18 protein-coding genes are annotated in these 16290 nt (G+C 38.2%); 5 read left to right on the top strand and 13 right to left on the bottom strand.

What is annotated here, in order from left to right:
• Positions 1–22: 22 nt before the first annotated feature.
• The 3 genes from HPC41_RS01565 to HPC41_RS01575 form a co-directional block, all read right to left on the bottom strand.
• Positions 23–949, bottom strand: coding sequence for a hypothetical protein (locus HPC41_RS01565; protein ID WP_172392263.1), 927 nt, complete (start codon positions 947–949; stop codon positions 23–25).
• A 98-nt stretch (positions 950–1047) separates the two neighbouring features.
• A complete protein-coding gene (gene gmd, locus HPC41_RS01570) occupies positions 1048–2199 on the bottom strand; it encodes a GDP-mannose 4,6-dehydratase (protein WP_172392264.1) in 1152 nt (383 codons plus the stop codon).
• A gap of 273 nt (positions 2200–2472) precedes the next feature.
• The gene (locus tag HPC41_RS01575) at positions 2473–3036 is read right to left on the bottom strand and encodes a lipocalin family protein (protein WP_172392265.1); all 564 of its coding nucleotides are present in this window, start codon (positions 3034–3036) and stop codon (positions 2473–2475) included.
• A gap of 474 nt (positions 3037–3510) precedes the next feature.
• Here HPC41_RS01575 and HPC41_RS01580 point away from each other — a divergent pair, with 474 nt between their 5' ends.
• A complete protein-coding gene (locus HPC41_RS01580; protein WP_172392266.1) occupies positions 3511–4425 on the top strand; it encodes a lysylphosphatidylglycerol synthase transmembrane domain-containing protein in 915 nt (304 codons plus the stop codon).
• A gap of 2 nt (positions 4426–4427) precedes the next feature.
• A complete protein-coding gene (locus HPC41_RS01585; RefSeq protein WP_172392267.1) occupies positions 4428–5135 on the top strand; it encodes an SDR family NAD(P)-dependent oxidoreductase in 708 nt (235 codons plus the stop codon).
• A 126-nt stretch (positions 5136–5261) separates the two neighbouring features.
• On the opposite strand, the gene HPC41_RS01590 is transcribed toward HPC41_RS01585, so the two are convergent.
• The 4 genes from HPC41_RS01590 to HPC41_RS01605 are packed head-to-tail and all read right to left on the bottom strand — an operon-like array spanning position 5262 to position 8060.
• Positions 5262–6635: an alpha/beta hydrolase family protein gene (locus HPC41_RS01590; protein WP_172392268.1), complete on the bottom strand. Its 1374-nt coding sequence runs from the start codon at positions 6633–6635 to the stop codon at positions 5262–5264.
• Between the two features lie 13 nt (positions 6636–6648).
• Positions 6649–7233, bottom strand: coding sequence for a hypothetical protein (locus HPC41_RS01595; protein ID WP_172392269.1), 585 nt, complete (start codon positions 7231–7233; stop codon positions 6649–6651).
• The gene (locus HPC41_RS01600; RefSeq protein WP_172392270.1) at positions 7223–7714 is read right to left on the bottom strand and encodes a hypothetical protein; all 492 of its coding nucleotides are present in this window, start codon (positions 7712–7714) and stop codon (positions 7223–7225) included. Before HPC41_RS01600 ends, HPC41_RS01595 begins: the two co-directional genes overlap by 11 nt.
• 46 nt (positions 7715–7760) lie before the next feature.
• Positions 7761–8060 carry a DUF2089 family protein gene (locus tag HPC41_RS01605; RefSeq protein ID WP_172392271.1) on the bottom strand — a complete coding sequence of 100 codons (300 nt, stop codon included), beginning with the start codon at positions 8058–8060 and terminating at the stop codon, positions 7761–7763.
• Positions 8061–8183: 123 nt separating this feature from the next.
• Between HPC41_RS01605 and HPC41_RS01610 the strand changes: the two genes are divergently transcribed.
• Positions 8184–8918, top strand: coding sequence for a lysophospholipid acyltransferase family protein (locus HPC41_RS01610; protein WP_172392272.1), 735 nt, complete (start codon positions 8184–8186; stop codon positions 8916–8918).
• A 6-nt stretch (positions 8919–8924) separates the two neighbouring features.
• Here HPC41_RS01610 and HPC41_RS01615 read toward each other — a convergent pair whose 3' ends face one another.
• Positions 8925–10013: a glycosyltransferase gene (locus HPC41_RS01615; protein ID WP_288812201.1), complete on the bottom strand. Its 1089-nt coding sequence runs from the start codon at positions 10011–10013 to the stop codon at positions 8925–8927.
• Between the two features lie 25 nt (positions 10014–10038).
• Entirely contained in the window at positions 10039–10977 is a 939-nt protein-coding gene (locus HPC41_RS01620; RefSeq protein WP_246250269.1) for a flippase-like domain-containing protein, read from the bottom strand.
• 136 nt (positions 10978–11113) lie between these two features.
• Between HPC41_RS01620 and ruvC the strand changes: the two genes are divergently transcribed.
• Positions 11114–11680, top strand: a complete 567-nt coding sequence (gene ruvC / locus HPC41_RS01625) for a crossover junction endodeoxyribonuclease RuvC (RefSeq protein ID WP_172392274.1) — start codon at positions 11114–11116, stop codon at positions 11678–11680.
• On the opposite strand, the gene HPC41_RS01630 is transcribed toward ruvC, so the two are convergent.
• Complete coding sequence (locus HPC41_RS01630) at positions 11681–12727, bottom strand: hypothetical protein (protein WP_172392275.1); 1047 nt, start codon at positions 12725–12727, stop codon at positions 11681–11683.
• Between the two features lie 353 nt (positions 12728–13080).
• On the opposite strand from HPC41_RS01630, the gene HPC41_RS01635 reads away from it, so the two are divergent.
• Positions 13081–13554 carry an Lrp/AsnC ligand binding domain-containing protein gene (locus HPC41_RS01635; RefSeq protein ID WP_046674894.1) on the top strand — a complete coding sequence of 158 codons (474 nt, stop codon included), beginning with the start codon at positions 13081–13083 and terminating at the stop codon, positions 13552–13554.
• A 33-nt stretch (positions 13555–13587) separates the two neighbouring features.
• Here the strand turns inward: HPC41_RS01635 and HPC41_RS01640 are convergent, their stop codons facing one another.
• The 3 genes from HPC41_RS01640 to argB are packed head-to-tail and all read right to left on the bottom strand — an operon-like array spanning position 13588 to position 16266.
• Positions 13588–14652, bottom strand: coding sequence for a M20 family metallo-hydrolase (locus tag HPC41_RS01640; RefSeq protein ID WP_172392276.1), 1065 nt, complete (start codon positions 14650–14652; stop codon positions 13588–13590).
• Complete coding sequence (gene proC / locus HPC41_RS01645) at positions 14642–15448, bottom strand: pyrroline-5-carboxylate reductase (protein WP_172392277.1); 807 nt, start codon at positions 15446–15448, stop codon at positions 14642–14644. The genes HPC41_RS01640 and proC overlap by 11 nt, the downstream gene beginning before the upstream one ends.
• 20 nt (positions 15449–15468) lie before the next feature.
• Positions 15469–16266, bottom strand: coding sequence for an acetylglutamate kinase (gene argB / locus HPC41_RS01650; RefSeq protein WP_172392278.1), 798 nt, complete (start codon positions 16264–16266; stop codon positions 15469–15471).
• Positions 16267–16290: the final 24 nt, after the last annotated feature.

A 16290-nucleotide genomic window follows, 5' to 3' on the forward strand; every position in this document is an offset into this window, starting at 1 on the left:
CGAGAGAACATACGCTATCTGTCTAACGCAATACAACTGTTGATCTACCCATTATAGCATTGTCTTCATAAAGCAAGACGGTGTACGCCCCTTTGGTAAAACCGTTTTCAGCAGACCAATACACCACATAATCTTCACCTTTATTCGTAAACAAGATATTATGTTTAAAGGTATACTGTAACTTCTCCCCATGTACAAAGAAAATATTATCTCCTTGTATCACAAGATTCCCCTGAGGATCAATGATTCTCACAAAAATATCGCGTTCACCACTTTTAGCCAATGAATTGTCAGTTATGGTAAAATTAATTTTCAATTTATCCACCCGTTTCGCACGCTCTTCAACTGACTCCTTACCGTTCTTTTTGACTTCAAGACCATTGATGCTGATACTTGAAACCTTCAAAGCAGATGCTGTCGTCACTTTTTCTTTTAATTCAGCATTAGTTGTTGTCAGAGAATTAATTTGCTTATTTTTCTCGACAACCGATTCATTCAAAGTTGAATTCTGCTTTGATAAAATCTGATTTTCCTGAACCAAGCGTTGAACATCTACCCGATAATGATCAACCTGCTTTTTTAACAAATTGATTTTACGCTGAGCGTCATCAATATCTTTAGGAGTTATACTCTTATTTTCAAGTTTTTTTCTTAGTTCAGCAATTTCCGCTCGCGAATCATCTTTTTGCACCGTCATCTCGGGAGTCAATTGAACATTTTCTACATCGATCTTGTCCAACTCGGCCTCTATCCGGTCGATCTGTACCTGAAGATTTTCCTTTTCCACAGTTAAGGCATAGACTTTCTCTCCATTTGTCTTAAACTTAACATAAAAATATATATTCGTTGCTAGTAACGCTGCTATCGCAATGATGAAGAAATAAACTTTAGAAGTATCTTTCTTCTTCTCTTCTTCCTTCTTGCTCGAAACAACCTCTGAATTCATCATAATACACTATCATATTCATTGTATGAATTGATGTATTCATACAATGAATGTTTAAACAAAAATTATTCCAGTTTTATTTTTTCATTATCATTTATGAATTATTCAAAATAGTTCAACGTCTGAAAACCACCTTGTTTCAAATACTCTTCTTTTCTCATCAAATGAAGATCGGATTGTACCATATCTGTTACCAGCATCTGAAGATTATATTTAGGTGTCCAACCTAGTTTGGTATTCGCTTTGGTAGGATCTCCAATAAGTAAATCGACCTCCGTCGGTCTGTAATAGGCAGGGTCTACCTTAACGACAGTTTGTCCAAATTTAATAAGTGATTTATCAATATTTAATTCAGCTAAACGCTCCTCATCAACATCAATAATTACTCCTTTTTCTTGTTCGCCCTTCCCACTAAATTCAATTTCTATTCCCAATTCAGCAAAGGCCAAACGGACAAAATCTCTAACCGTTGTTGTAACTCCCGTTGCGATGACAAAATCCTCAGGTTTTTCCTGTTGTAGGATCAGCCACATCGCTTCAACATAGTCTTTTGCATGTCCCCAGTCACGCTGAGCCGAAAGATTCCCCAAATAAAGTTTATCCTGCAATCCCAACGCAATTTTTGCAACGGCTCGGGTTATTTTACGCGTTACAAATGTTTCACCTCTGACAGGGCTTTCATGATTAAACAAAATCCCATTGCAGGCATACATATTGTAAGCTTCACGATAGTTAACAGTAATCCAATAGCCATACATTTTGGCAACAGCATATGGACTTCTTGGGTAAAAAGGAGTCGTCTCACTTTGTGGTACCGCTTGCACAAGACCATATAGCTCCGAAGTTGAGGCTTGGTAAATACGTGTTTTCTCGATCATTCCTAATAATCTGACAGCCTCTAATATACGAAGCGTACCGATACCGTCAGCATTGGCCGTATACTCGGGCGTATCAAAGCTCACCTTAACATGGGATTGAGCCGCTAGATTATAGATTTCATCCGGTTGAGTCTCCTGAATGACACGGATCAAATTGGTTGAATCTGTCAAATCACCAAAATGCAATGTAAAATTTCTATTGTCAAGATGGGGATCTTGATAAAGGTGATCAATACGATCAGTATTGAATAGGGAGCTACGGCGTTTTAGCCCATGAACCCTATATCCTTTTTTTAATAGGAATTCTGCTAAATAGGCGCCATCTTGCCCTGTAATACCTGTTATCAATGCAGTTTTCGTGTTTTGTTCAGCCATATTTCTATCTATATTAAGCAGTTCCAAGCTTAAGCCTTGGGAATCATGCTATTTTTCATCTGATAAATCTGTTTTCTAAGGTAACGATGCTATCTGATTTATTCGTCTCAAAAGCAATTATTCATACAGCTTCCGCTTTTTGTATTCATCACTTCACACTTCAAGTTTGAATAAATCATGATGGATTCAGCGTGTAAAAGTATTAAATTTTCCACAAAAAAAAGCCATAGGATTTCCTATAGCTTCTCGTTATTCTTTTTTTCTCGATTGAGCTTAGTTTACGCGCGAAAAATTCAACACCAAGTAAGCTTCACCATTAGATACTGTCAATGGCATTTTCATAACTAATTTGTTGCCATCAGAATAAGACAGATCTAAACGATAACCTGTTGTTACATTCTTTGCTTTGTCTCCTGCATAGATCTTTTTAAATTGGAATTGCGGTTCGCCTAAACCTTTTCCAGGATTGTATATCGACCAAAAGATCTCACGCGATGCACCCGGAGCACATAAAGTACCTTGGGCATTGAACGTGATTGATCCCTTTCCATTTCCAATGAAGTTCCATGTACTACCGACAAAACATTCCGCAGGAGCTTCCTCAAATACACTTTTAATGGTGAATGTCGAAGGTAAGTTTTCTCTATCGATTGAATTTAGTGTCCAAGTTCCCTTCACAGCAGATTTCCATTCTGAGGCGCTAGGTCCCGAAGTTGCACTTGTATTGGAAGACCCATAACCAGGATTTCCAGTAGATGTACCTTGCTTTTGTGCACCACAGGAGAACAAGGTCACCGTAGCAAAAACTGTTGCTAATGATAAAACGAATCGATTCATATGTCTAGTTTTAATTTCAAATTGTATTTTTGGGGTAAATTAATCCACAAATCATGAAGATTACAGCCAAAAATCATACCATAAGCAAAATAATCGCAAAAACTCTTTTAAGGTTATTCATTATTCTTTTAGCCTTCGCCACCTACCCTCTTTTTTTGGGACAGGAAGCAAAGACGAAATTAAACCAAATCAGCCTTGCGTTCACAAATAAGGTTGCTTTCATTGCCCCTATCTTACTATTTTGTTTTATCGTCGGATTAATGATTGCTGTGCTAAAACACAAATATAATAGAATTGACCTAAATTGGCTATTTTCTCTTGCGACAATATTCGGTATTTTATACTTGATATTATTGTATTCAAGAATTTACCCAACTATCGCATAAGTTCAATTGCACAATTCGACAAAGTTCCTAACTTTGAATTTTCCAAAATCGCTAATAGGTATGATTAAGATTGGAAAAATAAACTTCTATGGACAAAAAAAAAGGTTTTAAGATCCTAAAAAATATATTGAAGATTGTCGTTACGGTGGGAGCCCTTTACTGGGTTTTCAGTAAAGTTTCACTAAAAGATCTCAAAGAAGCTGTAATTCATTCAAATCCCCTCTATTTATTTCTAGCTTTATTAGCATATAGTAGTTCAATTTTTATATCCTCATCACGTTTATTAACATTTCTGGGGGCTATTGGCTTAGACGTATCTGAAAAATATAATTTGAAGCTTTACCAATTGGGGCTGTTTTATAACCTCATTTTACCTGGTGGAGTGGGCGGGGATGGTTACAAAATATTCTTCCTTCGAAAAAGATTCAGTATCAAAGGCAGGAAATTATTTACAGCATTATTCTTAGATAGATTAAGTGGTTTATGGGCCTTATGCCTAATCATTGCAGCATTAGTCACCTACATGCCACAACTAGGAATACCAAATTACTTGACGTTCATCCTGTTTGTATCAGGGAGCATCCTCTATTATTTTGTTGTTACAAAATTTTTCAGCGAATATAAATCTACCTTTTTAAAAGCACACTTAAAAGCTATCGGCGTACAGTCAATGCAAGTGATCGCAGCGATTTTAATTCTTTATGCCTTAGGATTTAACGGGAAATTCTCCCCTTACCTATTTCTATTTTTGGCCTCTTCGTTAGTCTCTATCATTCCTTTCTCTGTGGGGGGATTGGGTATGCGTGAGCTTGTGATCATGTGGGGAGCAGGCATATTTCAGGTAGACTCACACAATGCGGTGTTGATCACATTGTTATTTTATATTATCTCGGCGATGGTCGCACTCTCCGGAATTTATTTTATCTTCAATCCTAAAGCAATTGGTGAGGATAAACTACCTTCTGTCGAAGAAGTTGAACAAAGTCAAAAATTAGAGGAATAAACATGGCGAATATTATTATAACAGGAGCAAGCAGTGGCGTCGGATTTGAGGCTGTACTTGATTTGACCTCAAAAAAGGACAACAAAGTCATCGCATTGGCTCGATCTGCAGACAAATTGAGGAAGCTTCATGAAATAGCTAGTCAGCTTAATTATGACGGGGGTACGCTTTTCCCCGCACAATTTGATATTGTCTATGATGATTACACAACACTAATTCCTTTTATTCAATCGAAATTTGACAGCGTCGACATCTTGATCAACAATGCCGGTGCATTAATTAATAAACCATTCATGGAGACCAGTGGGCAGGATTTTGCAGAAATGCTGCAGACAAATATTATGGGACACGTCAATATGATACAGCACGTTGTTCCATTCATGCACGAAGGTTCCCATATTGTCAACATCAGCAGCATGGGAGGTTTCCAGGGCTCAATGAAATTTCCGGGACTTTCAGCCTATTCTACCAGTAAAGGTGCTTTGGCTATTTTAACAGAATGTCTCGCTGAAGAATTTAAGGAAAAGGGAATTAAGGTCAACTGCTTAGCATTAGGCTCGTCACAAACTGAAATGTTTGAAGCAGCTTTTCCCGGTATACAAGCGGGCACGCTAGCCTTTGAAATGGGTCGGTACATTGCGGAGTTTGCTCAGAACGGGCACCAATATTTCAATGGCAAAATTCTACCTGTCGCCAATACGACACCATAACAGAGCGCTTAAAGGCAACAGGTTGTTGCTGATCATTGACATCGGAATTTAATTTTTTCTCCGATTCCGAAAACTTATGTTAAGTTGCCAAAAGCGAATACCGTAACGACCAAATTTAAGATTCGATTATTTTGTTTTCAATTTAAGCCATTTCGTAAGATCATCCATCAATTGCTCATTGAAACTTTCTGAATTTTCAAAATATTCTTCAATTTTCCCCGTCTGTGCATTTTGAAAGAGATGGTTCAAATTTGGGTAGTCTTTGATCGTCACATCTGTCGTCTTCAGACGTAAACGTTGAAGTGCATAAATATTTTCGTTAGCAGGCACCTGAATATCTTTTCCTCCAAAAGAAGCAAAAATAGGTACGTTTACTTGCTTAAGGTAGTAACTTGGATCGATTCGGAGAAAAGTTTTAAACCAAGGCATTAACATCGGACTTAATTTGATTCTCATATCCGATGTTAATACATTTCCATTGTTTTGCCGAATAAGTTCTTCTTCCAATAATTCCGACAAAATCTTTGGCGGCTCGTCTCTCAAAAGAATGTCATATAGCTTTCTGTTATTAGCCTTATTCAATTCCAATGCTGGCTCAGACAACCCTGCGACTTTCCCGAGCGCATAACTCTGTAGAATCAATAAAGAATCTCCTTTGAGGACAGGACCAGATAAAAGCGCAATATAATTGACCTTACTGTTTTCTGCTGCAACCATTTCCGCTATTAAAGCACCTTCGCTATGGCCAATGACACCAATCTTTCCTGTTTTGACCATCTGCTGCTTGCTCAGAAAATCCACGGCTGCATTTGCGTCTGATGCGAAATCAATCGTCGTAGCCAAGTTAACTTCTCCTTTAGACTTTCCAATACCACGGTCATCATAACGCAGCACAGCGAAGCCCTTTTTAGTAAGATGATCCGCTAATATTTTAAATGGTCTGTGTCCAAAAACTTCTGAATCTCTATTTTGCTGTCCGCTACCATTGACCAGGACAACAGCCGGAAAAGATCCCCCTCCTTTTGGATATGTTAAGGTTCCGACAAGCGAAGCACTACCTTTTACATTCTGAAATGAGATTTCCTGCTCGATGTAATCATAGGGCGGGGAGACATCTTGCTTGCGTGAAAGCCCACTGTGCTCACTCTCACTACGCACCAGTATCATCGCGGATTCAAAACTGCCCTGTTTCATGGCGCCTTTCATCACATCTTTGTCGCGGTCCAAGTAGCCTCTATAAAATAAACCAATCGCTTTGACCTCCATCGATATCGAATCTTTGTTCGTTTTTATCATATCAACTGGAAACTTCAGCGAGGTCTGCATGGGGCTTTCAAAGGTTCCCACCCAGTTATTAGCACTATCCTTTTGTAAATTGAATACCAAAAGTAATTTCTGCCCGGACACGCTCACCTCACCTTTCCACGACCCATCAAACGACTGTGCGTCTGCACATGAAAAATGTAAACAGATTAAAAACAAGTAGAGAATTTTCTTCATAAGTTCCTTTCCATTAAAAATAAAACTGTATACCCACATCAAGCATAAAATATAGTGCCACAAACAGTATACTAACCCAAATCTTTTTATTGTTAACGGCTATATTCATTCCTCTCACCAATAAATAAAACTGATAAAACAGAAGAAACAAAGCCAATAATCCGAATATACCAAACTGGATCATTTGGCTCTTGTCTATACTCGACAAAGTATGGTCACCACTTTTTAATGCTTCATCCAGCTGTTTGGTAAACTTATCCTGATGCAATAGTCTTCCCAAAAGAAGTGCTAAATAAAGCGGAAATGGCACAATCAGGATCACGTTTAATACATCAATAAGCCTTGTTTTGGCGTATAATATAAGACCTACGATATATAATAAGGCTAAAGGAGCCAAAACCATATAAGCATGGAGTCTTAAAACAGAAACGAAAGAGACTGCTATCTCTGGTCGATAGAAGTGCATAAAACCATTGAACTGCTCCCCTGATAAATAGACAAAATAGCTCGATAGCAAAAAACCAATGGTGCCTGCAAAAAATAGTTTCCATTCCGAAAACTCTTCAAATGGGTTTAGAAATAGCTGTTTAAATTTCATTGTTTAAGAATTTGGATAAATTCAATTGTTCGATCTCCGCTGGATTTTGAGTTCCGATGAGCAGTACATTCCCATTTCTCATGGTAAGTTGCAAGCCCATATTACCTTGAGCTGAAAAAGCTCTTCCTCTACTTCCTCTTCTCAGGCCCCAGCCTCCAAAATCTGCAATTGGACTATATTTTCGTACTTCAGCTGTAGTTATATCACCCCACGCAATCCTTTTTTGATAGAAATTAAATGGAAAAAAATAGACTTCAATCCCATTCTCATGAATAGTGGTCTTTAAACGAAGCACGCCAAATAAACACCACAAGGCTAAATTTATCCAGAATCCAGCTAATCTAAACAGAGGAGCAAAATTGAACTGTAAAATATCCTGCCAGTGAGCAGAAATGCTAGCTACACTAACAGATAAAAGGATCAGACATAGCCACCAACTAAAAAATGATTGACTCTCGTTATAAAGTGTATTATTTCTCATCTTGAGTAATTGCTTTGTATATCAATGCTTCAATACTTAAGGCTACCTAAATCATCCTATTTGCACCAACATTGTTCATATTAGCAAGCGAATTTAATTTATGGATCAGATCATCCAAAATATTACGAACAGTTGGATAAGACTTACCCATTTGGTTGGCCATTTCTTTTAAACTGCCGGAATACTTAAGAAAATTCAGGACAAATTCTTGTTCATCAATAGTCAGTTGCATAAGCAGGGGTAAAGTAAACTTACCGACAACTTCCGTGTTGCAGGAATCGCAGACCAACTTAGAGACTTTTAGCTTCGCATCACAACATGGACAATTTACGGGTATCTTTTTCATTTCGTAATATAAATATTAACATTGTTAAATATAGTAGTAATAATATTAATATAGAATAACATATTATTAATATTTTCCAAAATCATCGCTTAATGATATATTTGTAAACATTAAACAAAGTGTATGAAAAAGTTTTTAGGCTATATCCTATCTATTTTATTTTGGTTCTGTTTTGGTTTGTCCCTTGTGATATTTCATCCCATTCAATGGCTATGTTTAAAACTGGGAGGCTATCGTGCGCACAAAAAAAGCGTGGATATATTAAATGCCTGTTTGGTTGCATCTTATTATACATTATTCAATAGAGTTACCTTTATTGACAACAAATCCATCCCTTTGGGCCAACCTATTATTTTTGTTGCCAATCATCAAAGTACCTTTGACATTCCCCCACTAATCTATTTTCTGCGAAGATTTCATGGAAAATTTATCTCAAAGATCGAACTGGCCAGTGGTATACCAAGTATTTCATTCAATCTTAAACATGGTGGAGCCGCCAATATAGACCGCAATGATCCCAAACAGTCAATCGCAGAAATTCTCAAACTTGCCAACAATATGAAGACGAAGAACTGGTCTGCCTTTATCTTTCCGGAAGGGACCCGTTCTAAAACAGGTAAGATGAAAGCTTTTCACATTGGAGGTATTGCGACGCTGTTAAAGAAAAATCCCAATGCATTGGTTGTTCCGATTGCAATCAAAGGATCTTACGAAATGGTCCAATATGGTATGTATCCCCTAACACCTTTTCTACATATGACATGGGAAGTACTGGATCCTTTGGATACAAGCAATAAAAATATTGAGGAAATCGTAAAATTAGCTGAAGAGAAGATTAAGCAAAAAGTGGAAAATTAAATTGTATTATCTGACTTGCCGACCTTTCCAATCATATTTGCCAATATTTCCTAATATTCCAATATAGACGAGGTAAAAAATGTGGGCAAGGCTCAGGACTGGGAGATACCAGAGCAAATTACTGCGCCTTGCAAACTTTGTTAGCGGTTGGATAAAGAAAAATTCGACTGTCATTTTAAGCAAAAATGCAAAGAGGACAACCCCAGCAAGGATTTTAACAGCTACAACCGCAAGAATCGCTACGACCAACAACAGCACATTAAATAGCCAGATAGCGATTCCTAAAGCAATAACACCTTTATTTTTGTACTTTGTACTTTTAGAAGCCCAACGTCTTCTTTGGCTAATAAATGAGCTAAGATCAGGCTTAGCATCGGTATACACGATCGCCTCCTCGGATTTGCAGAACGCAATTCGTTCTGGAAACTTTTCCGCTACCTTATGCAAAAATAACTCATCGTCCCCAGAAGCAAGTTCATCAATTCCTTTAAAACCGCCCATTTGCGTAAAAACGTCTTTTCGATACGCTAAATTCGCTCCATTACAGGTCGTTGGTTTTCTATTGCCTATTCCCGCTGCTCCAAGACCTATGAGATAAAGGAATTCCAAGGTCTGCAAGCGCTCGAAAAAACTCTTTTCCTCTGAATAGACTACAGGAGAAGACAATAAATAAGCATTTTCTTTTTCAAACGTTCCGATCACGGTAGCTAGCCAATTTGGTCCCATTCGGCAGTCTGCGTCTGTGGTGATAATAATCTCCCCCCTACAGCAGTCAATTGCTCGTGAAATTGCCAACTTTTTATAAGAATTCATTCGTCCATTCTCATTAAGCTGGATCAATTTTACACCATTTTCAGTATATTCTCTAACAATCGCTGAGGTATTGTCGTCCGAATGGTCATCGATGATAATGAGTTCAAGAAGTTCCTCCGGAAAATTTTGATTCAATATTGACGTTATCGTTCGCCGTATATTTAGCTCCTCATTACGCGCAGCGATAATTACCGATACAGTCTTCGTACAAACTAAAGGACTGACGGGAGCTTGGATGGTAGTCCAGCCTTTACGCATCCACAATACCAAAATTGCGTACACACAAGCAAAACTGATCAATAAATAGCTAAGAATTTGTATCACCGAAAAAATTAATCTTAAAAACAAAAATAGAACCAAATACCGCGGGTAGAATCAAATTAACAAACCAAATACAGGATACGATCGCCATCACTGCAATTTCTTGTGTTGTAATATAGCTATAAAGATTACTTGCAACAAAACTACGGACACTAAAATCAAAAATATCCAAGGTAGGCAATGCTGCCTGGACGAAAAAAAGAATGAAAATCATCAAGATCATGGACAGAAGTGGCAACTCAGGTAAAGTCAACTTCATCAAAATAATATACTGTGAAGTAAAAATGATGAATCTGGCCAATGAATTTATCAAGACAATACTAAGTTCACGTGCTGAATAATGTTCAAGGACTTCAAAAAACGGCTTAATCTTTGTCAAAAATTTAATTTTACCAACGAGTATATCCACCCATCTCACATTAAAGTACAATATAACAAATCCAATAGCATAAATAATAGCAAGCAACCAAACGGCAAATTGAACGGATAAAGGTGTGGATAAAAACTTACAGATAAACCAGGCAATGCTCAGTGATCCTGTCACACTTGTCAATACCAATTGGGCAAATAGCCCCACCCCCATCGCAACAGCGCCCTTTGCCCTATTTTGAGGTTGGAGGAACAAAACCCTTCCACCATATTCACCAATCCTGTTTGGTGTGAAAATAGCCCATGTAAGCCCACAAAAAACGGATTGAAATGCTTTCCAAAACGATATTTGTTCCAGCTTGGATGCAAGATAGCGCCATTTAACAACCTCCAAAAGCCAGTTTACGAGCATTAAAACGACAATCAAGATCAATGTCAAGACGACAGAATGCTGCTCTAATCCTACGATTAAAGTCTTAAACTTACCGATATTGCTCTTATCAGATACTTTGGCAATGATGTACCATGTCGCAAATACAAAAACGAGTATCTTCAATAAAAGACTGATATATTTTTTTTGTCTCCCAGTCAACTTTTGATAATTAGAGAGCAATGTTACTAAATTTTAGCCAAATGATTAAGTTTTGTACACATCAATCCACTTATAAAGAGCAAAATTTGTAATATTGTACATGCAGAAGGAAAAGGCGAAAGAAAGAATTATTCTGGGGATAGACCCCGGTACAGTAGTACTTGGGTACGGAATTATCAGAGAAGTCGGCAATACCATATCCCTTATTTCAATGGGTGTAATCAAAATGGGGCATCTCGATGACCATGCGCTAAAACTACAACGCATTTTCAAAAAGACCTCTGCATTAATGCAAGAATATAATCCGGATTGTGTTGCACTGGAGTCTCCTTTCTATGGAAAAAATATTCAGGTTATGCTCAAACTCGGGCGGGCACAGGGAGTTGCAATGGCTGCAGCATTGGCGCAGGATATTCCGATCTTTGAGTATTCACCTAGAAAAATAAAGCAGTCAGTCACGGGAAATGGAAATGCTACCAAAGAACAGGTTTCAGCCATGCTCAAAAATCTCCTAAAATTTGAAGAAACTCCACAATTTTTGGATGCAACAGATGGGTTAGCAATTGCAGTTTGTCATTCATTTCAAAAAAATAGTACCTCAGGCGGTGGAAAATCCTACTCAGATTGGTCGTCTTTTATCAAAGACAACAAAGACCGGATCAAGTAGCTACATTTGCACTTGCCGAATAACATTTTTTACATTTAATTCTACAATATCCGTCATTGTTTTACATTTCAGGTAAGAATTGTTTTGGTAAAACTCAGCATAGCCCTCGCGGAGTTGCTTGATATTCTCTGCTGTTGAAAGAACTTGCATCTGTGATGCGTCCCGGAGATCAGCGATCCGGTGTCGCTCACTTCGCACCCTATGTACAATGGAAGAGCGTTCCTCCTGTTGATATTGCAACACGGTTTTTTCAGTCAAATGCTCCATCGCAAGTTTAACATATGGATAATTTTCTTTAAAAAACTGTGGCATATATACCTTAGGATTGCCCTCATAAAATTGCTGATCGAAATCAATCGCTCTGATCCTGAACTGAAAATCGTCAAAATCGGGCGTAATCTGCATGACAAAATTATAGGCACGCATATCTCCAAGCAAAGTGATAATACAACGTTCATTAAACTTCACAAATTCCTTCGAAATACGCGTCAAATTGTAATCAGGCGTAAACATTCTGGTTTGAGAAAATACATCTCCTGGAATACCAACAATATGTTCCTCAACCAATGTATCCTGATCCACCATATAATTCACCTGATTGGGCGATAATATTTCCTCCAATTCCAAACCATAGATCCTTGATGCGTCTGCCTGTTTGATATAAAAATAATCGTAGACGTCATTCAATCGGTTTACTATACGAATCCGGAATGGTCTTGTATTGCCAAAACCACAATACTCGACGCGATCGATATATTTGTGCTGTACAATTCGTGTATTACCGGACGCTTTAAGCTTGGCATAGATGACTTTTAATCCGTCATATAATTGGTCGATCACATGTTGTGGATAAAGTGGCGTTTCCCAAAAAGTATCATGACCAAATTTATCCATTACCGGCACAGTCTCGGTAAAATTTAATAGATCCTTATAACCAATAGGCAGCTTTTCATCCCGTTGATACATTTTAAGATATTTATGAAGCCCTTCCCCTACCTCAAAAATTGGCTTCTTCCGCGAAATCTTTACATCTTGAACTTCTTCCATTTCTATTTTATCTTGAGATATTAGATATGCATATTGATACTTTGATCTAATCACCTGCAACTTACTTACCTGTCTTTTGTTTTTGATCTTTGTCCTATCTCTTTATCGTCTTCCTGACTTTAATAACAAGATAACGAAACAATCCGATAACCTTACAATAAAATCACCGCTAAAACAATTATAAGCACTTTTAAACAAAAACATATAACATTATCAATATCAACAAGTATTTTTTATTAAATTTACATCTATAAACCGAAAATTCTTAGTAATTTTGAAATAAATTTAATTATCTTGGCTATTGGTCAGATTTTGATCTACGACCAATGAATGAAACACAAAACCCATTGTTAATGGAAAATCAATATGCAAACTATGATCTAGACAATTTGGATATCCAAATCCTGTCTATTCTAATGAATGATGCTTCTATTCCTTATACCGAAATAGCAAAAAAGCTAATTGTATCAGGCGGTACCATCCACGTTAGAATGAAGAAGATGGAAGAGTTAGGTATCATCAGAGGTTCAAATCTTATTATCAACCCTCAAAAAGTTGGATTTGACATTACTGCCTTTCTCGGTATCTATCTAGAAAAAGGTTCACAATATGCAGATGCAGTAGATAAATTGAAAGAAATCAAAGAAGTGGTTGAGCTACATTATTGTACTGGCCAATACAGTATCTTTGCAAAAATCATCTGTAGGGACACTGTCCATCTCAGAAAAGTGTTGAATGAAGATATCCAATCGGTGCCTGGTATCCAGCGTACAGAAACGATCATCTCGCTCGAAGAAAGTATTAAGCGTCAGATCAGCTTAGTCTAGTATAAAAAAAGCTTCCAGAATTGGAAGCTTTTTTTATACTATTTTTTGGAGCATCGCTATATACAATTCTATTCCTTCCCTGATTTCATCAATATAAATAAATTCATCGGCGATGTGGGATCTAGCACTGTCTCCAGGCCCCAGTTTTAAAGAAGGTACTGGAATAAGCGCCTGGTCGCTCATTGTCGGAGATCCATAGCACTTGCGCCCAAGTTCTATCCCTGCCTGTACAATGGGATGTTCTTCCGGAATAGACGAAGCTTTCAAACGGGTCGACCGAGCCGAAACCTCCGAGGATACATGAGATTTGATAATCGCCAGTGTTTCTTCATTCGTATAAGCGTCAGTCGTCCGTACATCGACCACAAAACTGCAATCAGCAGGCACAACATTGTGCTGCGATCCCGCCTGAATCATTGTTACCGACATTTTAACCGGGCCCAAGGTTGGTGATACTTTTTCAAAAGTATAATCTCTAAACCACTGGATATCAGCTATCGCTTTATAAACAGCATTATCCCCCTCGTTACGGGCAGCATGACCTGCTACTCCAGTTGCATGACAATCCAATACCATCAGACCCTTTTCCGCTATTGCTAAGTCCATCAATGTCGGTTCGCCAACGATTGCAAAATCAATGGGTCCGATATCTTCCAATACGGACTCAATCCCATTTCTGCCTGAGATTTCCTCTTCAGCACTCGCTACAAGACAAAAATTATATTTTAAATCTACGCACTCGTAAAAATACAAGAAGGTAGCAATCAGGGATACCAAACATCCACCCGCATCATTACTACCTAAACCATAGAGCTTTCCGTCATTTTCAGTGGGGTTGAATGGATCACGAGTGTATCCAGGATTTGGTTTCACTGTATCATGATGCGAATTAAGCAGAATAGTGGGTTTATTTTGATCATAATGTGCATTATATGCCCAAATATTATTTCCTCTCCTAAAGGTCTTAATCCGCCGTTTTTTGAAGAATTCCTCAATCATTGCCGCTGTCAATACTTCCTCCCGGCTTAGGGATGAAACGGAAATCAACTGTTTTAACAAAGCGAGGCTATCCTGGAATAAGCTATCCTTATCCTTCATGATATAGTCCTCCTGCTTTATCTGCAGACAATTTTATTCCTTTGATAAATGCAGAACTAAAACCATGATGTTCCATTTCATTCAACCCCGCTATTGTACATCCTTTTGGTGAAGTTACTTTATCGATCTCGCCCTCTGGATGCGCATTCGTATGCAACAATAAGTCCGCAGCACCTTTAGCCGTTTGAACAGCCATTTTTAAGGCATCATGAGCGTGGAAACCTATTTCCACTCCACCTTGTGATGCAGCACGTATAGCACGTAAGAAAAATGCGATCCCACAGGCACACAGGGCTGTTGCCGAAGTCATCAGATCTTCATTTATAATCACAACTGAACCAACAGTCTCAAACATTTTCTCGACTTCGGCAAGACTACTATCCGAAGCACTATCGCTGGCAATACAGGTCATTGATTGAGCAATGGCAATCGCTGTATTCGGCATGGCACGTATTACCGTCGCATCTTCACCCAACACAGCTTTCAAATCAGCACAAGAAACACCAGATACAATGGAAACAAAAATCTGATTTTTCTTGTCTATTTCGGGAGCGACTTCAACCAATACCTTTTTTAACTGCTGTGGTAATATGGCGAACACGACAATATCGGCGCCTTTAACAGCAGCTATATTATCGTTACTAACCGAGAACCCCTGGCTCGCTTCGTCAGCCAAAGCATTTAGATTTCTACGGGTTAATGTAATATCCGCAGCGCTGGCAAACTCGCTTTTTACAAGCCCTTTTGCCAAAGAGAGACCGATATTCCCACTCCCAATAATAGTGACCTTTTTCATAGTTGGTTTAGATTAGATTATTACTTCAATGTCAAACAGGTACCGAACTGCCCCTGTTGGAACAGGTGTAAATTGTTGGCATGCCCAATATATACCTCCTGAACACCTTTATTTATTGCATTAAATGCATTTTGTAGCTTTGGAATCATACCATCATTGACTATTCCGGATTCTTTGAGAAATTCAAATTCCTCAGATTTAATCGTCGGTATGACGGAGTTTTCATCCGTCACATCTCGCAATACGCCATTTTTTTCAAAGCAATAGACCAATGACGTTTCGTATAAGGATGCCAAAGAAACTGCCAAGGATGACGCAATGGTATCGGCATTGGTATTGAGCAATTGTCCTAAACCATTGTGTGTAATGGCAGAAAATACAGGTACAAAACCTGCTTCCAAGAATTTTTTTATCGCCAATGTATTAACTGAATCGTGCAGTAAATCTCCTACGAAACCATAGTCAACATCTTTGACAGGACGTTTTATAGCCTTGATTACATCCCCGTCAGCCCCTGATAACCCCACAGCATCACATTTTAATTTTTGTAATTTGGCAACAATTGTTTTGTTTGTTAATCCGGCGTACACCATAGTAACCACCCTTAACATATCTTCGTCAGTCACCCTCCGTCCTTCAACCATCTGGGCCTGAAAGCCAAGTTCGCTTGCTAGACGGGTCGCAATTTTGCCACCGCCATGCACGAGGATTTTCTTCCCGGACAGTGCGGAAAATTTCTCTAAAAAAGAATCCAATAGATCCTCATCATCGATAATATTTCCGCCAATTTTTATAATATTTAATACACTATTAGCCATTACGCAACTTTTCCCAAATAAAAA

The organism is Sphingobacterium prati (assembly GCF_013167215.1).
Classification (GTDB): domain Bacteria; phylum Bacteroidota; class Bacteroidia; order Sphingobacteriales; family Sphingobacteriaceae; genus Sphingobacterium; species Sphingobacterium prati.

Coding starts and splice junctions, on each gene's coding strand:
- HPC41_RS01565 (WP_172392263.1), bottom strand. CDS start 949: ATGATGAATTCAGAGGTTGTTTCGAGCAAGAAGGAAGAAGAGAAGAAG.
- gmd (WP_172392264.1), bottom strand. CDS start 2,199: ATGGCTGAACAAAACACGAAAACTGCATTGATAACAGGTATTACAGGG.
- HPC41_RS01575 (WP_172392265.1), bottom strand. CDS start 3,036: ATGAATCGATTCGTTTTATCATTAGCAACAGTTTTTGCTACGGTGACC.
- HPC41_RS01580 (WP_172392266.1), top strand. CDS start 3,511: ATGGACAAAAAAAAAGGTTTTAAGATCCTAAAAAATATATTGAAGATT.
- HPC41_RS01585 (WP_172392267.1), top strand. CDS start 4,428: ATGGCGAATATTATTATAACAGGAGCAAGCAGTGGCGTCGGATTTGAG.
- HPC41_RS01590 (WP_172392268.1), bottom strand. CDS start 6,635: ATGAAGAAAATTCTCTACTTGTTTTTAATCTGTTTACATTTTTCATGT.
- HPC41_RS01595 (WP_172392269.1), bottom strand. CDS start 7,233: ATGAAATTTAAACAGCTATTTCTAAACCCATTTGAAGAGTTTTCGGAA.
- HPC41_RS01600 (WP_172392270.1), bottom strand. CDS start 7,714: ATGAGAAATAATACACTTTATAACGAGAGTCAATCATTTTTTAGTTGG.
- HPC41_RS01605 (WP_172392271.1), bottom strand. CDS start 8,060: ATGAAAAAGATACCCGTAAATTGTCCATGTTGTGATGCGAAGCTAAAA.
- HPC41_RS01610 (WP_172392272.1), top strand. CDS start 8,184: ATGAAAAAGTTTTTAGGCTATATCCTATCTATTTTATTTTGGTTCTGT.
- ruvC (WP_172392274.1), top strand. CDS start 11,114: ATGCAGAAGGAAAAGGCGAAAGAAAGAATTATTCTGGGGATAGACCCC.
- HPC41_RS01630 (WP_172392275.1), bottom strand. CDS start 12,727: ATGGAAGAAGTTCAAGATGTAAAGATTTCGCGGAAGAAGCCAATTTTT.
- HPC41_RS01635 (WP_046674894.1), top strand. CDS start 13,081: ATGGAAAATCAATATGCAAACTATGATCTAGACAATTTGGATATCCAA.
- HPC41_RS01640 (WP_172392276.1), bottom strand. CDS start 14,652: ATGAAGGATAAGGATAGCTTATTCCAGGATAGCCTCGCTTTGTTAAAA.
- proC (WP_172392277.1), bottom strand. CDS start 15,448: ATGAAAAAGGTCACTATTATTGGGAGTGGGAATATCGGTCTCTCTTTG.
- argB (WP_172392278.1), bottom strand. CDS start 16,266: ATGGCTAATAGTGTATTAAATATTATAAAAATTGGCGGAAATATTATC.